Consider the following 15,721-nt stretch of genomic DNA (forward strand, 5'->3'; position numbering starts at 1 on the left):
CGGCATGACCAAGCGCTTTGGACCGCGCACGGTGGTGGACGATGTCGATCTGGCGGTCGCGACAGGCGAGATCGTCGGCTTCCTCGGCCCCAACGGCTCGGGCAAGACGACGACGATCCGGATGATCTGCGGGCTGCTCAAGCCCGATGCCGGGGAGGGCACCGTGCTCGGGCTCGACGTTCGCACGCAGAGCGCGGCGATCAAGCGCCAGGTCGGCTACATGACCCAGCGATTCTCGTTCTACGAGGACCTGACCATCGCCGAGAATCTGACCTTCGTGGCACGCCTCTACGAGCTGAAGCCCGCCGAGGAGGCGGTGGCGAAGACGCTGGACGGGCTCGGACTGACCTCGCGCAAGGACCAACTCGCCGGCACGCTCTCCGGTGGCTGGAAGCAGCGGCTCGCGCTCGCCGCCTGCATCATGCACCAGCCCAGACTGCTGCTGCTCGACGAGCCGACGGCCGGCGTCGACCCCAAGGCGCGGCGCGAATTCTGGGACGAGATCCATCGTCTCGCCGGCGACGGGCTCACCGTGCTGGTCTCGACCCACTACATGGACGAGGCCGAGCGCTGCCACCGCATCGGCTACATCGCCTATGGCCGCATGCTGGCGACCGGAACCGTTGAGGAGGTGGTGCGCGGCTCCGGCCTCGTCACCTATGTCGTCCACGGGGCGGTGAAGCCCGCCCAGATGAAGGCTCTGTCGTCGGCCGACGGGGTCGAGCAGGTCGCCGCCTTCGGCGCGACGCTGCATGTCGTTGGCACCGACCGGGGCAAGCTGGAAGCGGCGCTCGAACCGCTGAAGCGGGAAGCCGGCATCAAGGTCGAGCCCGGCGAAACCAGCCTGGAAGACGTCTTCATCAAGTTCATGAGCGATGCGCGGGAGCGGGCGGCATGATCGCGCTGTTCTCCCCGCGCCGGCTCGGCGCGATGCTGGCCAAGGAATTCGTGCAGATGCGGCGCGACCGCATCACCTTCGCGATGATGCTGGCAGTGCCGATCGTCCAGCTCCTGCTCTTCGGCTACGCCATCAACAATGACCCGCGCGGCTTGCCGGCGGCGATCCTGGCGCTGGGCCAAGACCGCTATACCCGCGCCGTCGTCTCGGCGCTGGAGGTCTCGAACTACTACCGCTTCCGCGAACGGCCGCAGAGCGCGGCGGAGGCCGAGAGCCTGATGGCGAAGGGCGAGATCTCCTTCCTCGTCACCATTCCCAGCGATTTCGGCGTCCGGGTCGAGCGGAACGACCAGCCGCAGCTCCTGGTCGAGGCGGATGCGACCGACCCGGCCGCTGCGAGCGGCGCGGTTTCGGCGCTGGGAGCGATCGCGAGCCGGGCGCTGCAGCGGACCCAGGGTCTCGAGCCCGAGACGAACCCGGCGGCCGCCGCCGGGGACGGGCTCTCCTTCGTCATCCATCGCCGCTACAACCCCGAGAACATCACGCAATACAACATCGTGCCCGGTCTGCTCGGCGTCATCCTGCAGATGACGATGGTGATGATGACGGCGATGGCGCTGACCCGCGAGGTCGAGCGCGGCACGATGGAGAACCTGCTCGCCATGCCGGTGACGGCCGGCGAGATCATGCTCGGCAAGGTGCTGCCCTATCTCGCCGTCGGCGCCGTCCAGGTCGTGATCGTGCTCGGCGCGGCCCGGCTGCTCTTCGCGGTGCCCTTCCTCGGCGGGCTCGGGCTGCTGCTCGCTTGCGTGCTGATCTTCGTGCTGGCCCTGGTGCTGCTCGGCTACACCATCTCGACGGTGGCGCGCACGCAGCTCCAGGCGATGCAGCTCACCTTCTTCTTCTTCCTGCCCTCGCTGATGCTGTCGGGCTTCATGTTCCCTTTCGCCGGCATGCCGGGCTGGGCGCAGACGCTGGGCGAAATCTTCCCGCTGACCCATTTCCTGCGCATCATCCGGGCGATCATGCTGAAGGGCGCGGGCCTCGGCGATATCGGCGACGAGGTGTTCTATCTCAGCCTGTTCGTGCCGGTCTTTGCGGGCCTCGCGCTGATGCGGTTCCGGAGCACGCTGGATTGAAGGAAGCTGCCGGCGCCATCACGGCGGCGGACACGCCGCTGCGATAGTGGCTTGCAAAATGATAGTTACATCATTAGTGCGAGGACCATGCAGCCCCGGCTTTCCCCGCTTGCCGAATGTCCCTGCGCCCGCGCCGTCGAAGCGGTGGGCGAGTGGTGGAGCATCCTGATCCTGCGCGATGCGCTGCAGGGCTTCACCCGCTTCGACGAGTTCCAGCGCAGCCTCGGCATCGCGCCGAACATGCTGGCGCGGCGCCTGAAGCATCTCACCGAAGCGGGTTTGTTCGAGCGCAGGATCTATAGCGAGCGGCCGAAGCGTCACGAGTATGTGCTGACCGAGCGGGGTAGGGACTTCTTCCCCGTGGTCGCGGCGCTGGTCGCCTTCGGCAACCGGCATCTCGCGCCGGAAGGGCAGGCGTTAGTGCTCGCCGATCGGGAGAGCGGGCGGGAAGTTGTACCGGCCTATGCCGATGCCGAGACCCGGCAGCCCGTGAATTCCAACAACGTCACCGTCATCGCCGGCCCCCAGGCCAGCCCCGGCATGCTGCAACGCCTCGCCATCGTGGCGGCGCGGGATGCAGCTGCGCCGGTCTCTCCCGAATAGGAGCTCTCCATGCGCCGTATCGTCGTCACCGGAATGGGTGTGGTCTCGCCCCTTGGCTGTGGAACCGAGATCGTCTGGCGGCGCCTGCTTGCCGGGCGCTCCGGTTTGCGCCGCCTGCCGGATGCGATCGCCGAAACCTTGCCGGCCAAGATCGCGGGCGTCGTTCCCTCCAAAATGGAGGATGACGAGGGCGGATTCGATCCCGATACAGTGATCGCGCCCAAGGACCAGCGCAAGATGGACCGCTTCATCCAGTTCGCGCTGGTCGCCGCCAGGGAAGCGCTGACACAGGCGGGGTGGCAGCCGCAAACCGAGCTGGAGCGCGAGCGTACGGCGACGGTGATCGCTTCCGGCATCGGCGGCTTTCCGGCGATCGTCGAGGCCGTGCGGACGACCGACCAGCGCGGCGTGCGCCGGCTCTCGCCCTTCATCGTGCCCTCCTTCCTGGTCAATCTCGCCGCCGGCCATGTCTCGATCGACTATGGCTTCAAGGGGCCCATCGGCGCGCCGGTCACCGCTTGTGCCGCCGGCGTGCAGGCGATCGGCGATGCGGCGCGCATGATCCGGGCGGAAGAAGCGGATATCGCGCTCTGCGGCGGCACCGAGGCTTGCGTCGATCTCGTCGCGCTGGGTGGCTTCGCTGCGGCCCGGGCGCTCTCGACCGGCTTCAATGACGAGCCCGAAAAGGCTTCGCGGCCCTTCGACCGGGACCGCGACGGCTTCGTCATGGGCGAGGGGGCAGGCCTGCTGGTGATCGAGGCGCTGGAGCATGCCGAGGCGCGCGGCGCGACGATCCTGGCTGAACTGACCGGCTACGGCACCAGCGCCGACGCCTATCACATCACCTCGGGACCCGAGGACGGCTCCGGTGCGCGGCGGGCGATGGAGACCGCGCTGAAGCAGGCCGGGCTCCGGCCGGCGGATATCGCCCATCTCAACGCCCATTCCACCTCGACGCCGGTCGGCGACCGTGGCGAGCTTGCCGCCATCAAGGCGGTGTTCGGCACCGAGGGCGGCATCGCGATCAGCGCGACGAAATCGGCGACCGGCCATCTGCTCGGCGCGGCCGGCGGTTTGGAGGCGATCTTCACGATCCTGGCGCTGCGCGACCAGATCGCGCCGCCGACGCTCAACCTGGAAAACCCGGATGAGGCGGCAGCCGGGCTCGACCTCGTCGCAAAGGAGGCGCGGCCGGTCGCGATGGAACACGCCATCTCGAACGGCTTCGGCTTCGGCGGGGTGAATGCCAGCGCAGTGTTCAGGCGCTGGCCATGAGCCGCCCGCTCAGAGCGGGATGTTGTCGTGCTTGCGCCACGGGCGTTCGACGTTCTTGGTCCTGAGCATGGCGAGTGCGCGGGCGATGCGGCGGCGCGTCGAATGCGGCAGGATGACCTCGTCGATATAGCCGCGCTCGGCCGCGACGAAGGGCGACATGAAGCGGTCCTCGTATTCCTTGGTCTGGCGCGCGATGGTCTCGGCGTCGCCGCCGCGGAAGATGATCTCGACCGCGCCCTTGGCGCCCATCACCGCGATCTGCGCGGTGGGCCAGGCGTAATTGACGTCGGCGCCGATATGTTTCGACGCCATCACGTCATAGGCGCCGCCGAAGGCTTTTCGCGTGATGATCGTGACCAGCGGCACGGTGCATTCGCTGTAGGCGAAGAGCAACTTGGCGCCGTGCTTGATCAGGCCGCCATATTCCTGCGCCGTGCCCGGCAGGAAGCCTGGGACGTCGACAAGCGAGACGATCGGGATCTCGAAGGCGTCGCAATAGCGCACGAAGCGGGCGGCCTTGCGCGAGGCGTCGGAATCGAGCACGCCGGCCAGCACCATCGGCTGGTTGGCGACGATACCGACGGTCCGGCCCTCGATGCGGCCGAAGCCGGTGACGATGTTGCCCGCGTAAGCCGCCTGGATCTCGAAGAAGTCGCCCTCGTCGACCGTCTTCAGGATCAATTCCTTGATGTCGTAGGGCTTGTTCGGATTGTCCGGGACCAGCGTGTCCAAGCTCATGTCGACGCGGTCGGGCACGTCGAAGGACGGCCATTCCGGGACGCCGGCCGTGTTGTTGGCGGGCAGGAAATCGAGCAGGCGGCGCACCTGCAGCAGCGCCTCGACATCGTTTTCGAAGGAGCCGTCGGCGACCGAGGACTTGGAGGTGTGGACCTTGGCGCCGCCGAGCTCCTCGGAGGTCACGGTCTCGTTGGTGACGGTCTTCACCACCTCGGGGCCGGTGACGAACATGTAGCTGGTGTCGCGGACCATGAAGATGAAGTCGGTCATCGCCGGCGAATAGACGTCGCCGCCGGCGCAGGGGCCCATGATCACCGAGATCTGCGGGATGACGCCGGACGCCTGCACATTGCGCTTGAAGACCTCGCCATAGCCGCCGAGCGCAGCCACCCCTTCCTGGATGCGAGCGCCGCCGGCATCGAACAGGCCGACGATCGGTGCGCGCATCTTCAGCGCCATGTCCTGGATCTTGGTGATCTTCTGGGCATGGGTCTCGGAGAGCGAGCCGCCGAAGACGGTGAAATCCTTCGAGAAGACGAAGACGGTGCGGCCATTGACCGTGCCCCAGCCGGTGACGACGCCGTCGCCGGGGATCTTCTCGGCCTTGTCCATGCCGAAATCGACGCAGCGATGCTGCACGAACATGTCGAACTCCTCGAAGGAGTCGCGGTCGAGCAGGAGCTCGATGCGCTCGCGGGCGGTGAGCTTGCCACGCTTGTGCTGCGCCTCGATGCGCCGTTCGCCGCCGCCCTTGCGCGCGCCCTCGCGCCGCGATTCGAGCTGTTCGAGAATATCCTTCATGGCGGCAGGCTCCCGGCGGGAAAAACGCGTCTCGAAAGCCGGCTTAAGCGGGGCTGCCGCGAGAGTCCATTGCGACATTTGCCGAAGCGTGCGAGGGCATCATGCCGCCGGCTCCGGAACTCCCAGGCGTTCAGCCCTTCGTCAGCAGCAGCACGGCCGCGTCGAATTCTCGCCGGCGAATGGCGCGGCGCTCGGCCGCTTCCTCATCCTGGCCCCAGATCCCGATCTGGTAGTCCTCATCGAGATGGGCGGCGTTCCAGGCGGCGTCAGGATCGATCAGCCCGTTGGCCAGCGCCAGGGTGAGGATGGCAGAACCCGTCAACGTCATGACGTTGTGCGCACCGGCGAGCGCCAGCGGAGAGGGGATCGTCCCGACGTGCCGGGCGACGGCTGCGAGCGTGCTTTCCGGCTGCTGCGCGAAGACGACGCCCTCTGCCAGCAGGAAGCGGGCGCCGATCAGCGCCTCGATGTCGCCGAGAATGGGCTGCCAGACGTCGTTCTGGCGCGCGATCAGAGCCTCGGGCTCGCCGGCGCGATAGCAGAGCGCGTCGGAGCCGGCATAGCGGACGATCTCGGCGCGCACGGCCTCCTCTTGATCCGCGACGCCGTCCAGCGCCGAATTGACGAGCCGGGTCAGCGGCATCTGTGCCGGGTCGATCCGTTCGGCCTGCCGTTCCCACTCGGCCGCGAGGGCCTCCGCGACATCGCGCGAGCCGACCGCGAGCGGCTTGCGGGCAGGGGTGCGGGCGGTCTTGCCGTCGAGCGCGACATGGAACAGGCCATCGCGCTCGATGACGCCCGCTTCCTTGTAGAACCGGGCCGGCAGGGGATTGCGCATCGCCTGCTGGGCGGCTGCGACGGGGTCGGGCTGGCTGGCGCCGGGCGAGCCGAAGCGGGCGAGGAAATCGTCGGTGGACATGGCGCTGCCATAACGCATTCGCGCCCGGCACGAAACCACGTGGCTCAGGCGGCGCGCACGCGCCCGAGGAACTGCGCCACCTCGGCATCGAGATGCGAGGATTGCAGGGAGAGTTCATCGGCCGACAGGGCGATGTGGCTGGCCGCCTCGTCCGTCTCGGCCGCGACGCGGCTGACGATGTCGATATGGCCAGCCGCGGTGACGGTTTCGTCCGCGGCCTGGCGGATATTCTCGGCGATGCCGGCCGTCGCCACGTTCTGCTGCTCGACGACGATGGCGACCGCCCCGGAAATCTGGTTGAGCGAGCCGATCGTCAGGTTCATCGCGTCGATCGCGGCGATGGCTTCCGAGCCGGATTGGTGGATCGCTTCGATCTGCCCCTGGATCTCCTCGGTGGCCCGCCAGGTCTGCGTCGCCAGGGACTTGATCTCCTGCGCCACGATGGTGAAGCCGCCGCCGGAGCGGCCGAGCCGCGCCGCCTCGATCGAGGCATTCAGGGCGAGCAGGTTGGTGTGCTTGGCGATCGTCGAGATCACGCCGGCGATGTTGCCGATCTCGTCGGCCTTGCGCGACAGGTCGCCGACGGTATGGAGGACGTTGCCAGCCTGCAGGGTCGCGGCCCCGACGATGCGCGCGGTCTCGGCCACCTGCCGGTCGACCTCGGCGAAGGATTGGGCGAGCTCCGAAGTGACCTGCGTCACCGCCACCACATTGGCCGAGGTCTGGCGCGAGGATCGCGACGCGGCTGTCGAGCGCTGCAGCACTTCGACGGCACCATGCTTCATCTGCTGCGATGCGGCGCGCAGCGATTGCACGGAGGCGATCACGTCACGGGCGATTCCGGCGATGGCATTCTCGAAATCATTCGCGACGACGTTCAGGATCCGCTGGCGCTCGCTGGCGGCCTTCGCGGTCGTCTCGGCGACATGGCGGCGCGCCTCGTCAGCGATCTCGCGCGCGGCGTCGGCCTGCCGGCGCTCCGTTTCGGACGTCTCAAGCGCTTGCCGCAGAGCCCAGACCAGCAAGCTCAGCGCGGCCGCCTGCACGGAAACGATCGCGCCATGAAGCAGGACCCGGCCGGTGTCGCCGCCATTCGCAAACACGCCGGCAGGCTGCAGAAGGCTGAGGGCAAGATGATGGGCCGCGATCGCGACGGTGGCCGGCAGGAAAATGCGCCAGTCGAGCCAGCCGGCCAGGACGGCCAGCATGGCGAAGAAATACATGTGCATGTCGGATTGATAGGGATGTCCCGCGAAGGCGTAGACCAGCAGCATGACCTGGCCGAGCGTCGCCATGCTGGTGATCTGCCGCGCGGGCCAGTCGATGCGGTAGAGATACAGCGCCAGCGTGCCGAGCGCCGCCAGGCCGATTCCCGCCAGAATGAGCGTCTGCTGGCCGAGCAGGAGCTGGGCGCCGGGCGTCAGCGACATCAGGCCGGCATTGATCCAGAGAATGATGAGCAGCAGGCGGGCGAACTGCGCACGGAACCGCGCGACGTCGTTCATTGGCCGCTCCCTTTCGCAGAGCCCACGCAAAGCCGGGCGAGGCTGGCATCGATCACGAGCCAGGCGCCGGCGCGATAGAGCGCCGTGACATAGCCGTCGTCCTCGCCCAGCGTGATGGTGACGGCGGATCCCGCGTTGATCTCGATCAGGCTGCCGCCGGCTTCGGCGATGGCGGCCGACATCGCGCGGGCCGAACTGCCCGCCGGAAAGAAGGCCGCGACGGGGCGTCCCTGGGCGGGCCAGGCCGCGATCAGGAAGGCGCCCAGCGCCATGACGATGCCGAAGGCCAGGCCAAAGCCGATCTCACGCATCCTGCACCCCCCGGCCTCGCGGCCTTGCAGGCCCAAAGCTATCGCTCAGGTTGCAGGGTTTGCCTTGCGAATTCGTAAATTTGAAATGATTACTTTACGGTATGCCCGCCTCGGTTGCGCCGATCAGCCCCCGAAGCGGTCGTGCCAGGCCGGTTGCGCCCCGGGGAAGGGCAGCGCCGTCGCGGCATGGACGCCGCGCGCTACGGCCCGCGCCAGCACATCGGCGGCGGTGGCGCAGAGCTCGGTCAGTGCGAAGGCGTCGGAGGGGGCTCCGCTATGGCCGGTTGCAGCGGCGAAGACGATGTCGCCGTCGAGTGGCGCGTGGGCCGGGCGCAGCGACCGCGCCAGTCCGTCATGGGCGGCGAGCGCCATGCGCTTCGCCTGCGCCTTGGTGAGGACGGCGTCGGTCGCGACCAGCGCGATCGTGGTGTTCTGGCCGGTGCCGCCCTTGAAGCGCAGGGCCGTCTCTGCGGGCGTGATCGCGGCCGGCCAGCCGAGGCCGCCGAACTCGGCGCTGTGCTCATAGGGAGCGGCCCAGAAATGCGGGCCGCCGCCGATGGTGGCGCTGCCGACCGCGTTGACGGCGACGAGGGCGCCGACGATCTGGCCGGTCGCCGCGCGTGCGCTGGCCGAGCCGAGGCCGCCTTTCAGGTTGACCGTGGTGGCACCGAAGCCGGCACCGGCCGTGCCGAGCGCGAAATCGGCGCCGGCGGCCGCCGCTGCCTCCATGCCGAGGCGGCGATAGGGCGTTTCCCCGTCGCCGCGGGCCCAGGGCTTGTCGCCGCCATTGGCGAGGTCGAACAGGATCGCCTGCGGCACGATCGGGATGCGGAAGCCACCGGCCGGAAAACCGCGTCCGTGACCCGCAAGCCAGCTCATCACGCCGTCGGCCGCGCCCAGACCCCAGGCGGAGCCGCCGGAGAGGACGAGAGCGTCGACATGTTCGACGGTCATTTCCGGCTCGAGCAAGGCAGTGTCGCGCGTGCCGGGCGCGCCGCCGAGCACGGCCATGGAGGCGACGGTGGGGCGTTCGAACAGCGCCGCGGTCACGCCCGTCGCCGCCGCCGCGTCATGCGCGTGGCCAATGAGAACGCCCCGGACATCGGTGATCAGGTTGCGCATGGAGGTCGGCACCGAACTGAATCGCGTTGAACGCGTTGACGTCACATTACGATCTTTTCATCCGCGGGCCATCGCCGGTTCACCCACCGACAGCCACCGTGGTGACATCGCCAATCGGCTTCGAGACCCGCTGAGCGACACGTTACAGGACTGTTCGAGGAGAGCTTCATGAAACCCATCGTCCTCATCGCCGCATCGTCGATCGCCGCGCTCGCCAGCACCTTCGCCCTGGCGCAGCCGCAGCCCGTGCCGCCGGCCGGCGGCGACCAGAAGCAGCAGAGCGCGGAGACGCGCGACCAGCGGCGCGACGAGATGCGCCAGCGCCGCGCCGAGCAGGCCAAGGTCCGGATGGACCAGCGCTTCGCCAAGGTGCGCGAGGATCTCAAGCTGAAGCCCGAGCAGGTGCCGCTCTTCGACAAGGTCGAGGCTCTCATCAGGCAGCGCGCCGAGCAGGGGCGCGAGCGTTGGACTGCGATGCGCGAGGAGCGTGACCGGCTGCGCAGCGCCGATCTGATGGAGCGGATCGATGCGCGCGCCAAGCGCCTGGGCGAGCGCGCCGCCGCATCGAAGGAACTGGCCGATACGGTGAGGCCGCTCTGGGCGACGCTCAGCGACGAGCAGAAGACCGTGCTGCGCCGTTCGGTTCGCCAGGCCATGTCCGAGGGCCGCGAGCGCTTCCGCGAAATGCGCGAATGGCGGGGGCGGCGCGACGGCGGCGATCATGGGCCGCGCCGCTGGCAGGACAACCGCGATCGCGACGACGGCCAGGACGACGAGTGAATTCGGCACCCGCCGGCTATCCGGCCCGGCGCGCTGACAACCTCTGACGACGACGCGCCCCCGGCGGCTTGCCGGGGGCTATTCTTCATGTCAAGCACCGCTGCCCGCCACGCGAGCCAGCGGCCATGCGCTTCATCCAGACCTTCGAGCTTCTGCCTTTCCTCGACACGGCCGTCAGCCTGAGCGCGGCGTTCGTGCTGGGCATGCTGATCGGCGCCGAGCGCCAGTACCGGCAGCGCACGGCGGGATTGCGCACTACGGTCCTCGTCGCGCTGGGCGCCGCCGCCTTCGTCGATCTCGCCATGCGCCTGGAGGGCACGGCCGGCGCGATCCGGGTGATCGCCTATGTCGTCTCGGGCATCGGCTTCCTGGGCGCTGGCGTGATCATGAAGGAGGGCATGAACGTGCGCGGCCTCAACACGGCCGCCACCCTCTGGGGTTCCGCCGCGGTGGGCGCCTGCGCCGGTGCGGACATGATCGCCGAAGCGGCGCTCGTCGCGACCTTCGTCATATTCGGCAACACGTTGCTGAGGCCGCTCGTCAACGCGATAAACCGCATTCCGCTCGACGAGCGGGCGCTCGAAGCGACCTACGAGGTCGTCGTCACCACGCGGGCCGAGGCGCTCGCCGATATCCGCGACACGCTCGTCGAATATCTCGAGGCGGCGCAATATCCGCTCAGCGACATCACGACGATCGAGCGCGGCGAAGACACCGTCGAGATTGTCGCCAAGCTCATCAGCACGGCGATAGACCGCAAGGAACTCGACCATGTCGTCGACAAGCTCGGGCGCCTGCCCGCGGTGAGCCACGCGACCTGGGAGAGCAGCACCGCCGACTGAGCGGTCGGCACCGTCCCGGCGGTCGCATGGCGATGCCGTGCGGTGGCCGGGCGCGGCGACCTCTCAGCCGCTGGTGGCGTCCGAGACGCATTTCTTGGTGAAGCTCGCCTTGGCGGCGCCAGCAAGCTTCTTGTCGGCGGCCTGCTTGTCGCAGGAGGCGCCGGCATCCTTCTCGCACTTCGTCAGGAAGCTGGTCTTGGCGGCGCCGGCGAGCTTCTTGTCCGTCGCCTGGACGGCGCAGCTCTGGGCGTGGGCGAAGCTCGACGCGCAGGTCAGCGCGAGAGCGGTCAAAACAATGCGAATCATGGCGATCCCCTAGCTGTAGGCCGGGCGACGCTAGGGCATCCAACCGTGGAGGGAAACTGCCCCGGCCGCTTTACGCCTTGCTTTCGCCCGACTTGCTAACGTACGAGAGGAAAAGGACGATTTCGTGATTCACCATATCTGTTCAAGTTGGATTCACGGCTTTCCGTTTACGCTTTGTCAGTCAATGCGATGCGAGGGTGAGCCATGAATGGAACCTGGCTGACATGGGGAATGCGAGCCTTTATCGGCTCGGTCTTCGTTATGTGTCTGTTCGGACCTTATGCGCTGTCGATCCTGATCGGCTGCCTGAGTCTCGGCTGCTATTATTTCCGCGACGAGGTCGGCTCGCATCTGTAGAACCGGCGCGCGGCCTGCTTCCTGAAGGGGCAAAGAAAAGGGGCGGCCTGCCGGGCCGCCCCTTTTCTTTGCGGCGCGCTCAGCGGATGCGGCGCAGGTGGCAGATTTTGACCTTTCCGCCGCGTCCGTCGGAGCGCCAGACGCAGCCGGGACGGCTGGGCGTGCGGTCATAGATATGAATTAGCGCGCGCCGATGGCGATTGAAGCTCTGGTTCGAGAAATCATGGCCGCCGACGCGAACGTTGCGGCCGAAGCGCACCTCGGCCATGGCCGGCGTCGAGACGCTGGCGGCGAGCTGCACGGCAAGGGGCAGCATGATCGCGGCCAAGCGGAAAAGGAGCGAAGGTCTCGGCACAGCGGGCTCTCGGTCTGACGTAAGGGGGGCGTCCGGTTCAGCCCGCCGTTGCCCTGCGCGTCTTCAAGGTCAGGGTCGGCGCCGGTGGGGCAGGCCAGATCTGCAGCCGGTAGAAATCGTCGCCGTCCAGGGCGTCATCGCTCAGGGTGTCGAGCCCGACATAGGAAACGCGCACCCGATAGCTGCCGGGCGGCAGCGAGAAGCGCGCGCGCTCCTGCGGCGTGCCTTCCGTGCAGCCGAGCACCATGACCCGGCCCGTGCGCACACGGAAGGAGCATTCGTTGACGAGCTCCCATTCGTGGAAATCCGCTTCGGGCGCATCGTCGTGCACGGCAATGGCGACCGGGACGGACATGTTTCGCATTGTCGCGATGCCGACGCTGCAGTCGCCCACGGCGAGCATCCGCTCAAGCGTCTCGTCCGTCCAGAAGGCGCCCCAATCCTCGTCGACGCCTTCGTCCTGCAGATAGAATTGGAAATAGTCGGCGAAAATGAAGAGTTCGGCGCTGTGCAATATCGTCATGCCCAGAAGCTCCCGCAGGATTGTGACGGGAATGGGTTCGCCGCCGCCATGGCGGCTACGGTGGCAAAGACGCTGTTCACTGCCAGGACGGGCATAAAAAAGGGGACGGCAAAGATGCCGTCCCCTGTGTTCCGATATCGGCGGCGGCCGGAAGCCGCCGTGACCGCATCAGCGCGAGTAGAACTCGATGACGAGGTTCGGTTCCATCTGCACCGCATAGGGCACGTCCGTCAGCGTGGGCGTGCGGGTGTAGGTGGCGGTGAACTTGGTGTGGTCGGCGTCGATGTAGTCGGGAACGTCGCGCTCGGCGAGGGCGGCGGACTCGATGACGATGGCCAGCTGCTTGGACGAGTCCTTGACCGCGATCACGTCGCCCGGCTTCACCTGATAGGAGGCGATGTTGACGCGCTTGCCGTTCACGGTGATGTGGCCGTGGTTGACGAACTGGCGGGCGGCGAAGACGGTCGGCACGAACTTGGCGCGGTAGATCACCGCGTCGAGGCGGCGCTCGAGCAGGCCGATCAGGTTCTCGCCCGAATCGCCCTTGAGGCGGATCGCCTCGGCGTAATAGCGGCGGAACTGCTTCTCGGAGATCGAGCCGTAATAGCCCTTCAGCTTCTGCTTGGCGCGCAGCTGCGTGCCGAAGTCAGACGGCTTGCCCTTGCGACGCTGGCCGTGCTGGCCGGGGCCGTATTCACGACGGTTGACCGGGGACTTCGGGCGGCCCCAGATGTTCTGACCGAGACGGCGGTCAATCTTGTATTTGGCCTCATGGCGCTTCGACATGTCGCGTGTCCTCTCAGGTTCGCGAGTTGAGGACCGCGCCCTCCTGCTCCCCTGCATTGGCTGGGGCGACAGATCCGGCTTCCGAAGGAAAGCGGATCACGGGTGCGGAAAAAGCCACGCGGCCCCGTGAGGAGCCGCGTGACGAAGGGCCGTATGACGGAAAGCCGGCTTCGAGTCAATTCCGGGCGGGCCGGAAACGGGCATCAGCGCCAGTGGCGATGATGCCGGTGGTGATGACGATAATGGTGATGGCGCGGGTGGTGCTTGTACCAGCCGTAATGATGGCCGCGATGCCAGCCGTAATGACGGCGCGGGCCATGACGATAGATGGCATGATGTCCGTGGCCCCTGTGCCAGCCATGGGGCTTCGCCTGCGCCTCGGAGCCGGCGCCGAAACCGGCGAAGGCGAAACCGATGGCGAGCGCCAGCAGCAACAGCAACTTTCTCATGAGCTTTCGTTCCTCGGTGAGGGTCGCCATCGCCGCAACGCGTGGAGTGCGGCGGAGTTCCGTCAGTTCGCCAGAGGCATCGGCTCGATGGCGACCTGCGCGAGGCCATAGCCGGCCAGCGCGATGCGCAGCGGCCCCGTCAGGCCGGAGCCGTCGGTGAAGACGGCCGTCGCGTCGAGGCCGACCGGGCTGCCGTCTCTCGCTGCGGGCAGGAGGTCGGCGACACGGCGCGCGATCGCCGGCGCCGGGTCGATCCATTCGACGGGCCAGGGCGCCAGCCGCTTCATCCGCTCGAGCAGCAAGGGATAATGCGTGCAGGAGAGTGTGACGATGTCGGTGCGGCGGCCGTCCGCCTCGACGAAGCAGGGGGCGATCTCGGCGCGCAGGACCGCGTCGTCGACGGTCTCGCCCTTGAGCGCCTGCTCGGCGAGGCCGGCGAGCCGCGTCGCGCCGACGAGCGTGACATGGTGCCCGGCGGCGTAGGTCTCGATCAGCTCGCGGGTGTAGTCGCGCGCCACGGTGCCGGGCGTCGCCAGCACCGAGATCAGACCGCTGCGGGTCGCCGCCGCAGCCGGCTTGATTGCCGGGACGGTGCCGACGAAGGGGATGGCGAAGCGGGCCCGGAGCGCCGGCAGCACCAGCGTCGAGGCGGTATTGCAGGCGATCACCGCGAGGTCGGGGTGAAAGCGCGCGACGAGGCGCTCCATGACGGCGAGGACGCGGGCGACGAGCTCCTCCTCGCTCAGGCGGCCATAGGGGAAACCGGCGTCGTCGGCGGCGTAGACGATATGCGCCGCCGGGCAGGCACGCGTGGCGCGTCCGAGCACGGTGAGACCGCCGAGCCCGGAATCGAAGACGAGGATGGTGGGTTGGGGGCGGGGGGCCACAAGCGGGCGATAACCCGTTCCGGCGAGAAGATCGACCTGCATGACTACGCCGCGAAACGTCAAAGCCCGATTCCGCCAGAGAGCCGTTAAGCGACAGTCAATGCCGCCTGAAGCGGCTGTTTCAAATTTAGTTGACTTTGTCCACTAAATTGACCTTCGCTCGCGGCGGGAGGATGCCATGACAGAGAGCGAAGCAGCGGCTGTCGCGGCCATTCGCCGGTTCGGCCGGTTTCATACGCGCTGGATCGGTGCGCTGGGCGGCAATCTGCATGGCTCGGGCTTCGCGCTGACCGAGGCGCGGGTGCTCTACGAATTGGCGCAGCGGGATGGTTGCCTCGCGGTCGAGCTGGCGCGCGACCTCGATCTCGATCCCGCCTATCTCTCGCGCATCCTGAAGCGCTTCGAGGCGCAGGGCTGGCTCGACCGACAGCGCTCGAACGCCGACGGGCGCGCCTTTCGCTTGCGGCTCACGCGGGCCGGGCAGGCCGCCTTTCGGCCCCTCGACGAAGCGTCGCAAGCGCAGGCCGAGGCGATCCTGGCGCGGCTCTCGCCAACGGAGTGCGGCAGGCTCGTCAGCGCGCTCGCCGATACGCAGGCGCTTCTGTCCGGCGAGAGGGCGACCAGGTCGCGGCCTGTGATCCGCGAACATCGCGCCGGGGATATCGGCTGGGTGGTTTCCGCCCATGGCCGGCTCTATGCCGAGGAGTACGGCTGGGACCTGAGTTTCGAGGCGCTGGTCGCCGAGATCGCCGCGCAATTCCTGCGCGAGTTCAAGCCGGGACGCGAGCGTTGCTTCATCGCCGAGCTCGATGGCGAGCCGGCCGGCTCGAGCTTCGTGGTCGCGGAGGATGCGGCGACCGCCAAGCTGAGGCTCGTGCTGGTGGAGAAGCGTGCGCAGGGGCTGGGCCTCGGCAAGGCGCTGGTGCGGGAGGCGATCGGCTTCGCCCGCGCGGCGGGATACCGGCGCATGGTGCTGTGGACGAACGATATCCTGCATGCGGCGCGGGCCATTTATATTGCCGAAGGCTTCAAGCTGGTCGCAGAGGAGCGGCACCATTCCTTCGGACAGGATCTGGTGGGGCAGAACTGGGAGCTGGCCCTTTAAGACCGTCCTGATCTTGGACA

General features: G+C 67.8%; 19 protein-coding genes. 8 read left to right on the top strand and 11 right to left on the bottom strand.

All coding sequences use genetic code 11. From position 1 onward, the window contains the following. Window positions 1–4 precede the first annotated feature (4 nt). From GGC47_RS07940 to fabF, 4 genes are all read left to right on the top strand, one after another. Window positions 5–898 (top strand): ABC transporter ATP-binding protein, encoded by an 894-nt coding sequence (locus tag GGC47_RS07940; RefSeq protein ID WP_142021922.1) that lies wholly within the window; start codon window positions 5–7, stop codon window positions 896–898. After that, window positions 895–2,037, top strand: coding sequence for an ABC transporter permease (locus GGC47_RS07945; protein ID WP_133563306.1), 1,143 nt, complete (start codon window positions 895–897; stop codon window positions 2,035–2,037). Before GGC47_RS07940 ends, GGC47_RS07945 begins: the two co-directional genes overlap by 4 nt. Before the next feature lie 87 nt (window positions 2,038–2,124). Next, window positions 2,125–2,640 (top strand): winged helix-turn-helix transcriptional regulator, encoded by a 516-nt coding sequence (locus GGC47_RS07950; protein WP_038358609.1) that lies wholly within the window; start codon window positions 2,125–2,127, stop codon window positions 2,638–2,640. Window positions 2,641–2,649: 9 nt separating this feature from the next. Continuing rightward, window positions 2,650–3,915, top strand: coding sequence for a beta-ketoacyl-ACP synthase II (gene fabF / locus GGC47_RS07955; protein ID WP_142021896.1), 1,266 nt, complete (start codon window positions 2,650–2,652; stop codon window positions 3,913–3,915). A gap of 9 nt (window positions 3,916–3,924) precedes the next feature. Here the strand turns inward: fabF and GGC47_RS07960 are convergent, their stop codons facing one another. From GGC47_RS07960 to GGC47_RS07980, 5 genes are all read right to left on the bottom strand, one after another. Then, window positions 3,925–5,454 (bottom strand): acyl-CoA carboxylase subunit beta, encoded by a 1,530-nt coding sequence (locus GGC47_RS07960; protein ID WP_429067579.1) that lies wholly within the window; start codon window positions 5,452–5,454, stop codon window positions 3,925–3,927. Window positions 5,455–5,584: 130 nt separating this feature from the next. After that, entirely contained in the window at window positions 5,585–6,373 is a 789-nt protein-coding gene (locus GGC47_RS07965; RefSeq protein WP_142022494.1) for an ATP12 family chaperone protein, read from the bottom strand. Between the two features lie 44 nt (window positions 6,374–6,417). Continuing rightward, the gene (locus tag GGC47_RS07970) at window positions 6,418–7,878 is read right to left on the bottom strand and encodes a methyl-accepting chemotaxis protein (RefSeq protein ID WP_113254721.1); all 1,461 of its coding nucleotides are present in this window, start codon (window positions 7,876–7,878) and stop codon (window positions 6,418–6,420) included. Beyond that, window positions 7,875–8,189 carry a hypothetical protein gene (locus tag GGC47_RS07975; protein ID WP_112764515.1) on the bottom strand — a complete coding sequence of 105 codons (315 nt, stop codon included), beginning with the start codon at window positions 8,187–8,189 and terminating at the stop codon, window positions 7,875–7,877. Before GGC47_RS07975 ends, GGC47_RS07970 begins: the two co-directional genes overlap by 4 nt. Before the next feature lie 123 nt (window positions 8,190–8,312). Further along, a complete protein-coding gene (locus GGC47_RS07980) occupies window positions 8,313–9,311 on the bottom strand; it encodes a P1 family peptidase (protein WP_133563769.1) in 999 nt (332 codons plus the stop codon). 168 nt (window positions 9,312–9,479) lie between these two features. Here GGC47_RS07980 and GGC47_RS07985 point away from each other — a divergent pair, with 168 nt between their 5' ends. Beyond that, window positions 9,480–10,091 (top strand): Spy/CpxP family protein refolding chaperone, encoded by a 612-nt coding sequence (locus GGC47_RS07985; RefSeq protein ID WP_038358600.1) that lies wholly within the window; start codon window positions 9,480–9,482, stop codon window positions 10,089–10,091. A gap of 125 nt (window positions 10,092–10,216) precedes the next feature. Continuing rightward, the gene (locus tag GGC47_RS07990) at window positions 10,217–10,933 is read left to right on the top strand and encodes an MgtC/SapB family protein (RefSeq protein ID WP_142022495.1); all 717 of its coding nucleotides are present in this window, start codon (window positions 10,217–10,219) and stop codon (window positions 10,931–10,933) included. A gap of 63 nt (window positions 10,934–10,996) precedes the next feature. Here GGC47_RS07990 and GGC47_RS07995 read toward each other — a convergent pair whose 3' ends face one another. Continuing rightward, window positions 10,997–11,239 (bottom strand): hypothetical protein, encoded by a 243-nt coding sequence (locus GGC47_RS07995; RefSeq protein ID WP_112764518.1) that lies wholly within the window; start codon window positions 11,237–11,239, stop codon window positions 10,997–10,999. Between the two features lie 231 nt (window positions 11,240–11,470). Between GGC47_RS07995 and GGC47_RS08000 the strand changes: the two genes are divergently transcribed. Next, complete coding sequence (locus GGC47_RS08000; protein ID WP_260368351.1) at window positions 11,471–11,596, top strand: hypothetical protein; 126 nt, start codon at window positions 11,471–11,473, stop codon at window positions 11,594–11,596. Window positions 11,597–11,675: 79 nt separating this feature from the next. Here GGC47_RS08000 and GGC47_RS08005 read toward each other — a convergent pair whose 3' ends face one another. From GGC47_RS08005 to murI, 5 genes are all read right to left on the bottom strand, one after another. Further along, window positions 11,676–11,897 carry a hypothetical protein gene (locus GGC47_RS08005; protein ID WP_429067584.1) on the bottom strand — a complete coding sequence of 74 codons (222 nt, stop codon included), beginning with the start codon at window positions 11,895–11,897 and terminating at the stop codon, window positions 11,676–11,678. A gap of 91 nt (window positions 11,898–11,988) precedes the next feature. After that, window positions 11,989–12,474, bottom strand: coding sequence for a hypothetical protein (locus GGC47_RS08010; protein WP_142022497.1), 486 nt, complete (start codon window positions 12,472–12,474; stop codon window positions 11,989–11,991). Between the two features lie 168 nt (window positions 12,475–12,642). Next, window positions 12,643–13,260, bottom strand: a complete 618-nt coding sequence (gene rpsD / locus GGC47_RS08015) for a 30S ribosomal protein S4 (RefSeq protein ID WP_038358568.1) — start codon at window positions 13,258–13,260, stop codon at window positions 12,643–12,645. A 203-nt stretch (window positions 13,261–13,463) separates the two neighbouring features. Next, window positions 13,464–13,709, bottom strand: coding sequence for a hypothetical protein (locus GGC47_RS08020; RefSeq protein WP_038358566.1), 246 nt, complete (start codon window positions 13,707–13,709; stop codon window positions 13,464–13,466). 62 nt (window positions 13,710–13,771) lie between these two features. Then, on the bottom strand, window positions 13,772–14,638 hold the full coding sequence (gene murI / locus GGC47_RS08025; protein WP_142022498.1) for a glutamate racemase: 867 nt from the start codon (window positions 14,636–14,638) through the stop codon (window positions 13,772–13,774). 136 nt (window positions 14,639–14,774) lie between these two features. On the opposite strand from murI, the gene GGC47_RS08030 reads away from it, so the two are divergent. Continuing rightward, window positions 14,775–15,701 carry a bifunctional helix-turn-helix transcriptional regulator/GNAT family N-acetyltransferase gene (locus GGC47_RS08030; protein WP_142022499.1) on the top strand — a complete coding sequence of 309 codons (927 nt, stop codon included), beginning with the start codon at window positions 14,775–14,777 and terminating at the stop codon, window positions 15,699–15,701. The last annotated feature ends 20 nt before the right edge of the window (window positions 15,702–15,721 follow it).

The organism is Allobosea sp. OAE752 (assembly GCF_050433265.1).
Classification (GTDB): Bacteria; Pseudomonadota; Alphaproteobacteria; order Rhizobiales; family Beijerinckiaceae; genus Allobosea; species Allobosea spartocytisi.

Bases quoted from the DNA above. Each gene is read 5' to 3' on its own strand.
- GGC47_RS07940 (WP_142021922.1), top strand. From the start codon at position 5: ATGACCAAGCGCTTTGGACCGCGCACGGTGGTGGACGATGTCGATCTG.
- GGC47_RS07945 (WP_133563306.1), top strand. From the start codon at position 895: ATGATCGCGCTGTTCTCCCCGCGCCGGCTCGGCGCGATGCTGGCCAAG.
- GGC47_RS07950 (WP_038358609.1), top strand. From the start codon at position 2,125: ATGCAGCCCCGGCTTTCCCCGCTTGCCGAATGTCCCTGCGCCCGCGCC.
- fabF (WP_142021896.1), top strand. From the start codon at position 2,650: ATGCGCCGTATCGTCGTCACCGGAATGGGTGTGGTCTCGCCCCTTGGC.
- GGC47_RS07960 (WP_429067579.1), bottom strand. From the start codon at position 5,454: ATGAAGGATATTCTCGAACAGCTCGAATCGCGGCGCGAGGGCGCGCGC.
- GGC47_RS07965 (WP_142022494.1), bottom strand. From the start codon at position 6,373: ATGTCCACCGACGATTTCCTCGCCCGCTTCGGCTCGCCCGGCGCCAGC.
- GGC47_RS07970 (WP_113254721.1), bottom strand. From the start codon at position 7,878: ATGAACGACGTCGCGCGGTTCCGTGCGCAGTTCGCCCGCCTGCTGCTC.
- GGC47_RS07975 (WP_112764515.1), bottom strand. From the start codon at position 8,189: ATGCGTGAGATCGGCTTTGGCCTGGCCTTCGGCATCGTCATGGCGCTG.
- GGC47_RS07980 (WP_133563769.1), bottom strand. From the start codon at position 9,311: ATGCGCAACCTGATCACCGATGTCCGGGGCGTTCTCATTGGCCACGCG.
- GGC47_RS07985 (WP_038358600.1), top strand. From the start codon at position 9,480: ATGAAACCCATCGTCCTCATCGCCGCATCGTCGATCGCCGCGCTCGCC.
- GGC47_RS07990 (WP_142022495.1), top strand. From the start codon at position 10,217: ATGCGCTTCATCCAGACCTTCGAGCTTCTGCCTTTCCTCGACACGGCC.
- GGC47_RS07995 (WP_112764518.1), bottom strand. From the start codon at position 11,239: ATGATTCGCATTGTTTTGACCGCTCTCGCGCTGACCTGCGCGTCGAGC.
- GGC47_RS08000 (WP_260368351.1), top strand. From the start codon at position 11,471: ATGCGAGCCTTTATCGGCTCGGTCTTCGTTATGTGTCTGTTCGGACCT.
- GGC47_RS08010 (WP_142022497.1), bottom strand. From the start codon at position 12,474: ATGACGATATTGCACAGCGCCGAACTCTTCATTTTCGCCGACTATTTC.
- rpsD (WP_038358568.1), bottom strand. From the start codon at position 13,260: ATGTCGAAGCGCCATGAGGCCAAATACAAGATTGACCGCCGTCTCGGT.
- GGC47_RS08020 (WP_038358566.1), bottom strand. From the start codon at position 13,709: ATGAGAAAGTTGCTGTTGCTGCTGGCGCTCGCCATCGGTTTCGCCTTC.
- murI (WP_142022498.1), bottom strand. From the start codon at position 14,638: ATGCAGGTCGATCTTCTCGCCGGAACGGGTTATCGCCCGCTTGTGGCC.
- GGC47_RS08030 (WP_142022499.1), top strand. From the start codon at position 14,775: ATGACAGAGAGCGAAGCAGCGGCTGTCGCGGCCATTCGCCGGTTCGGC.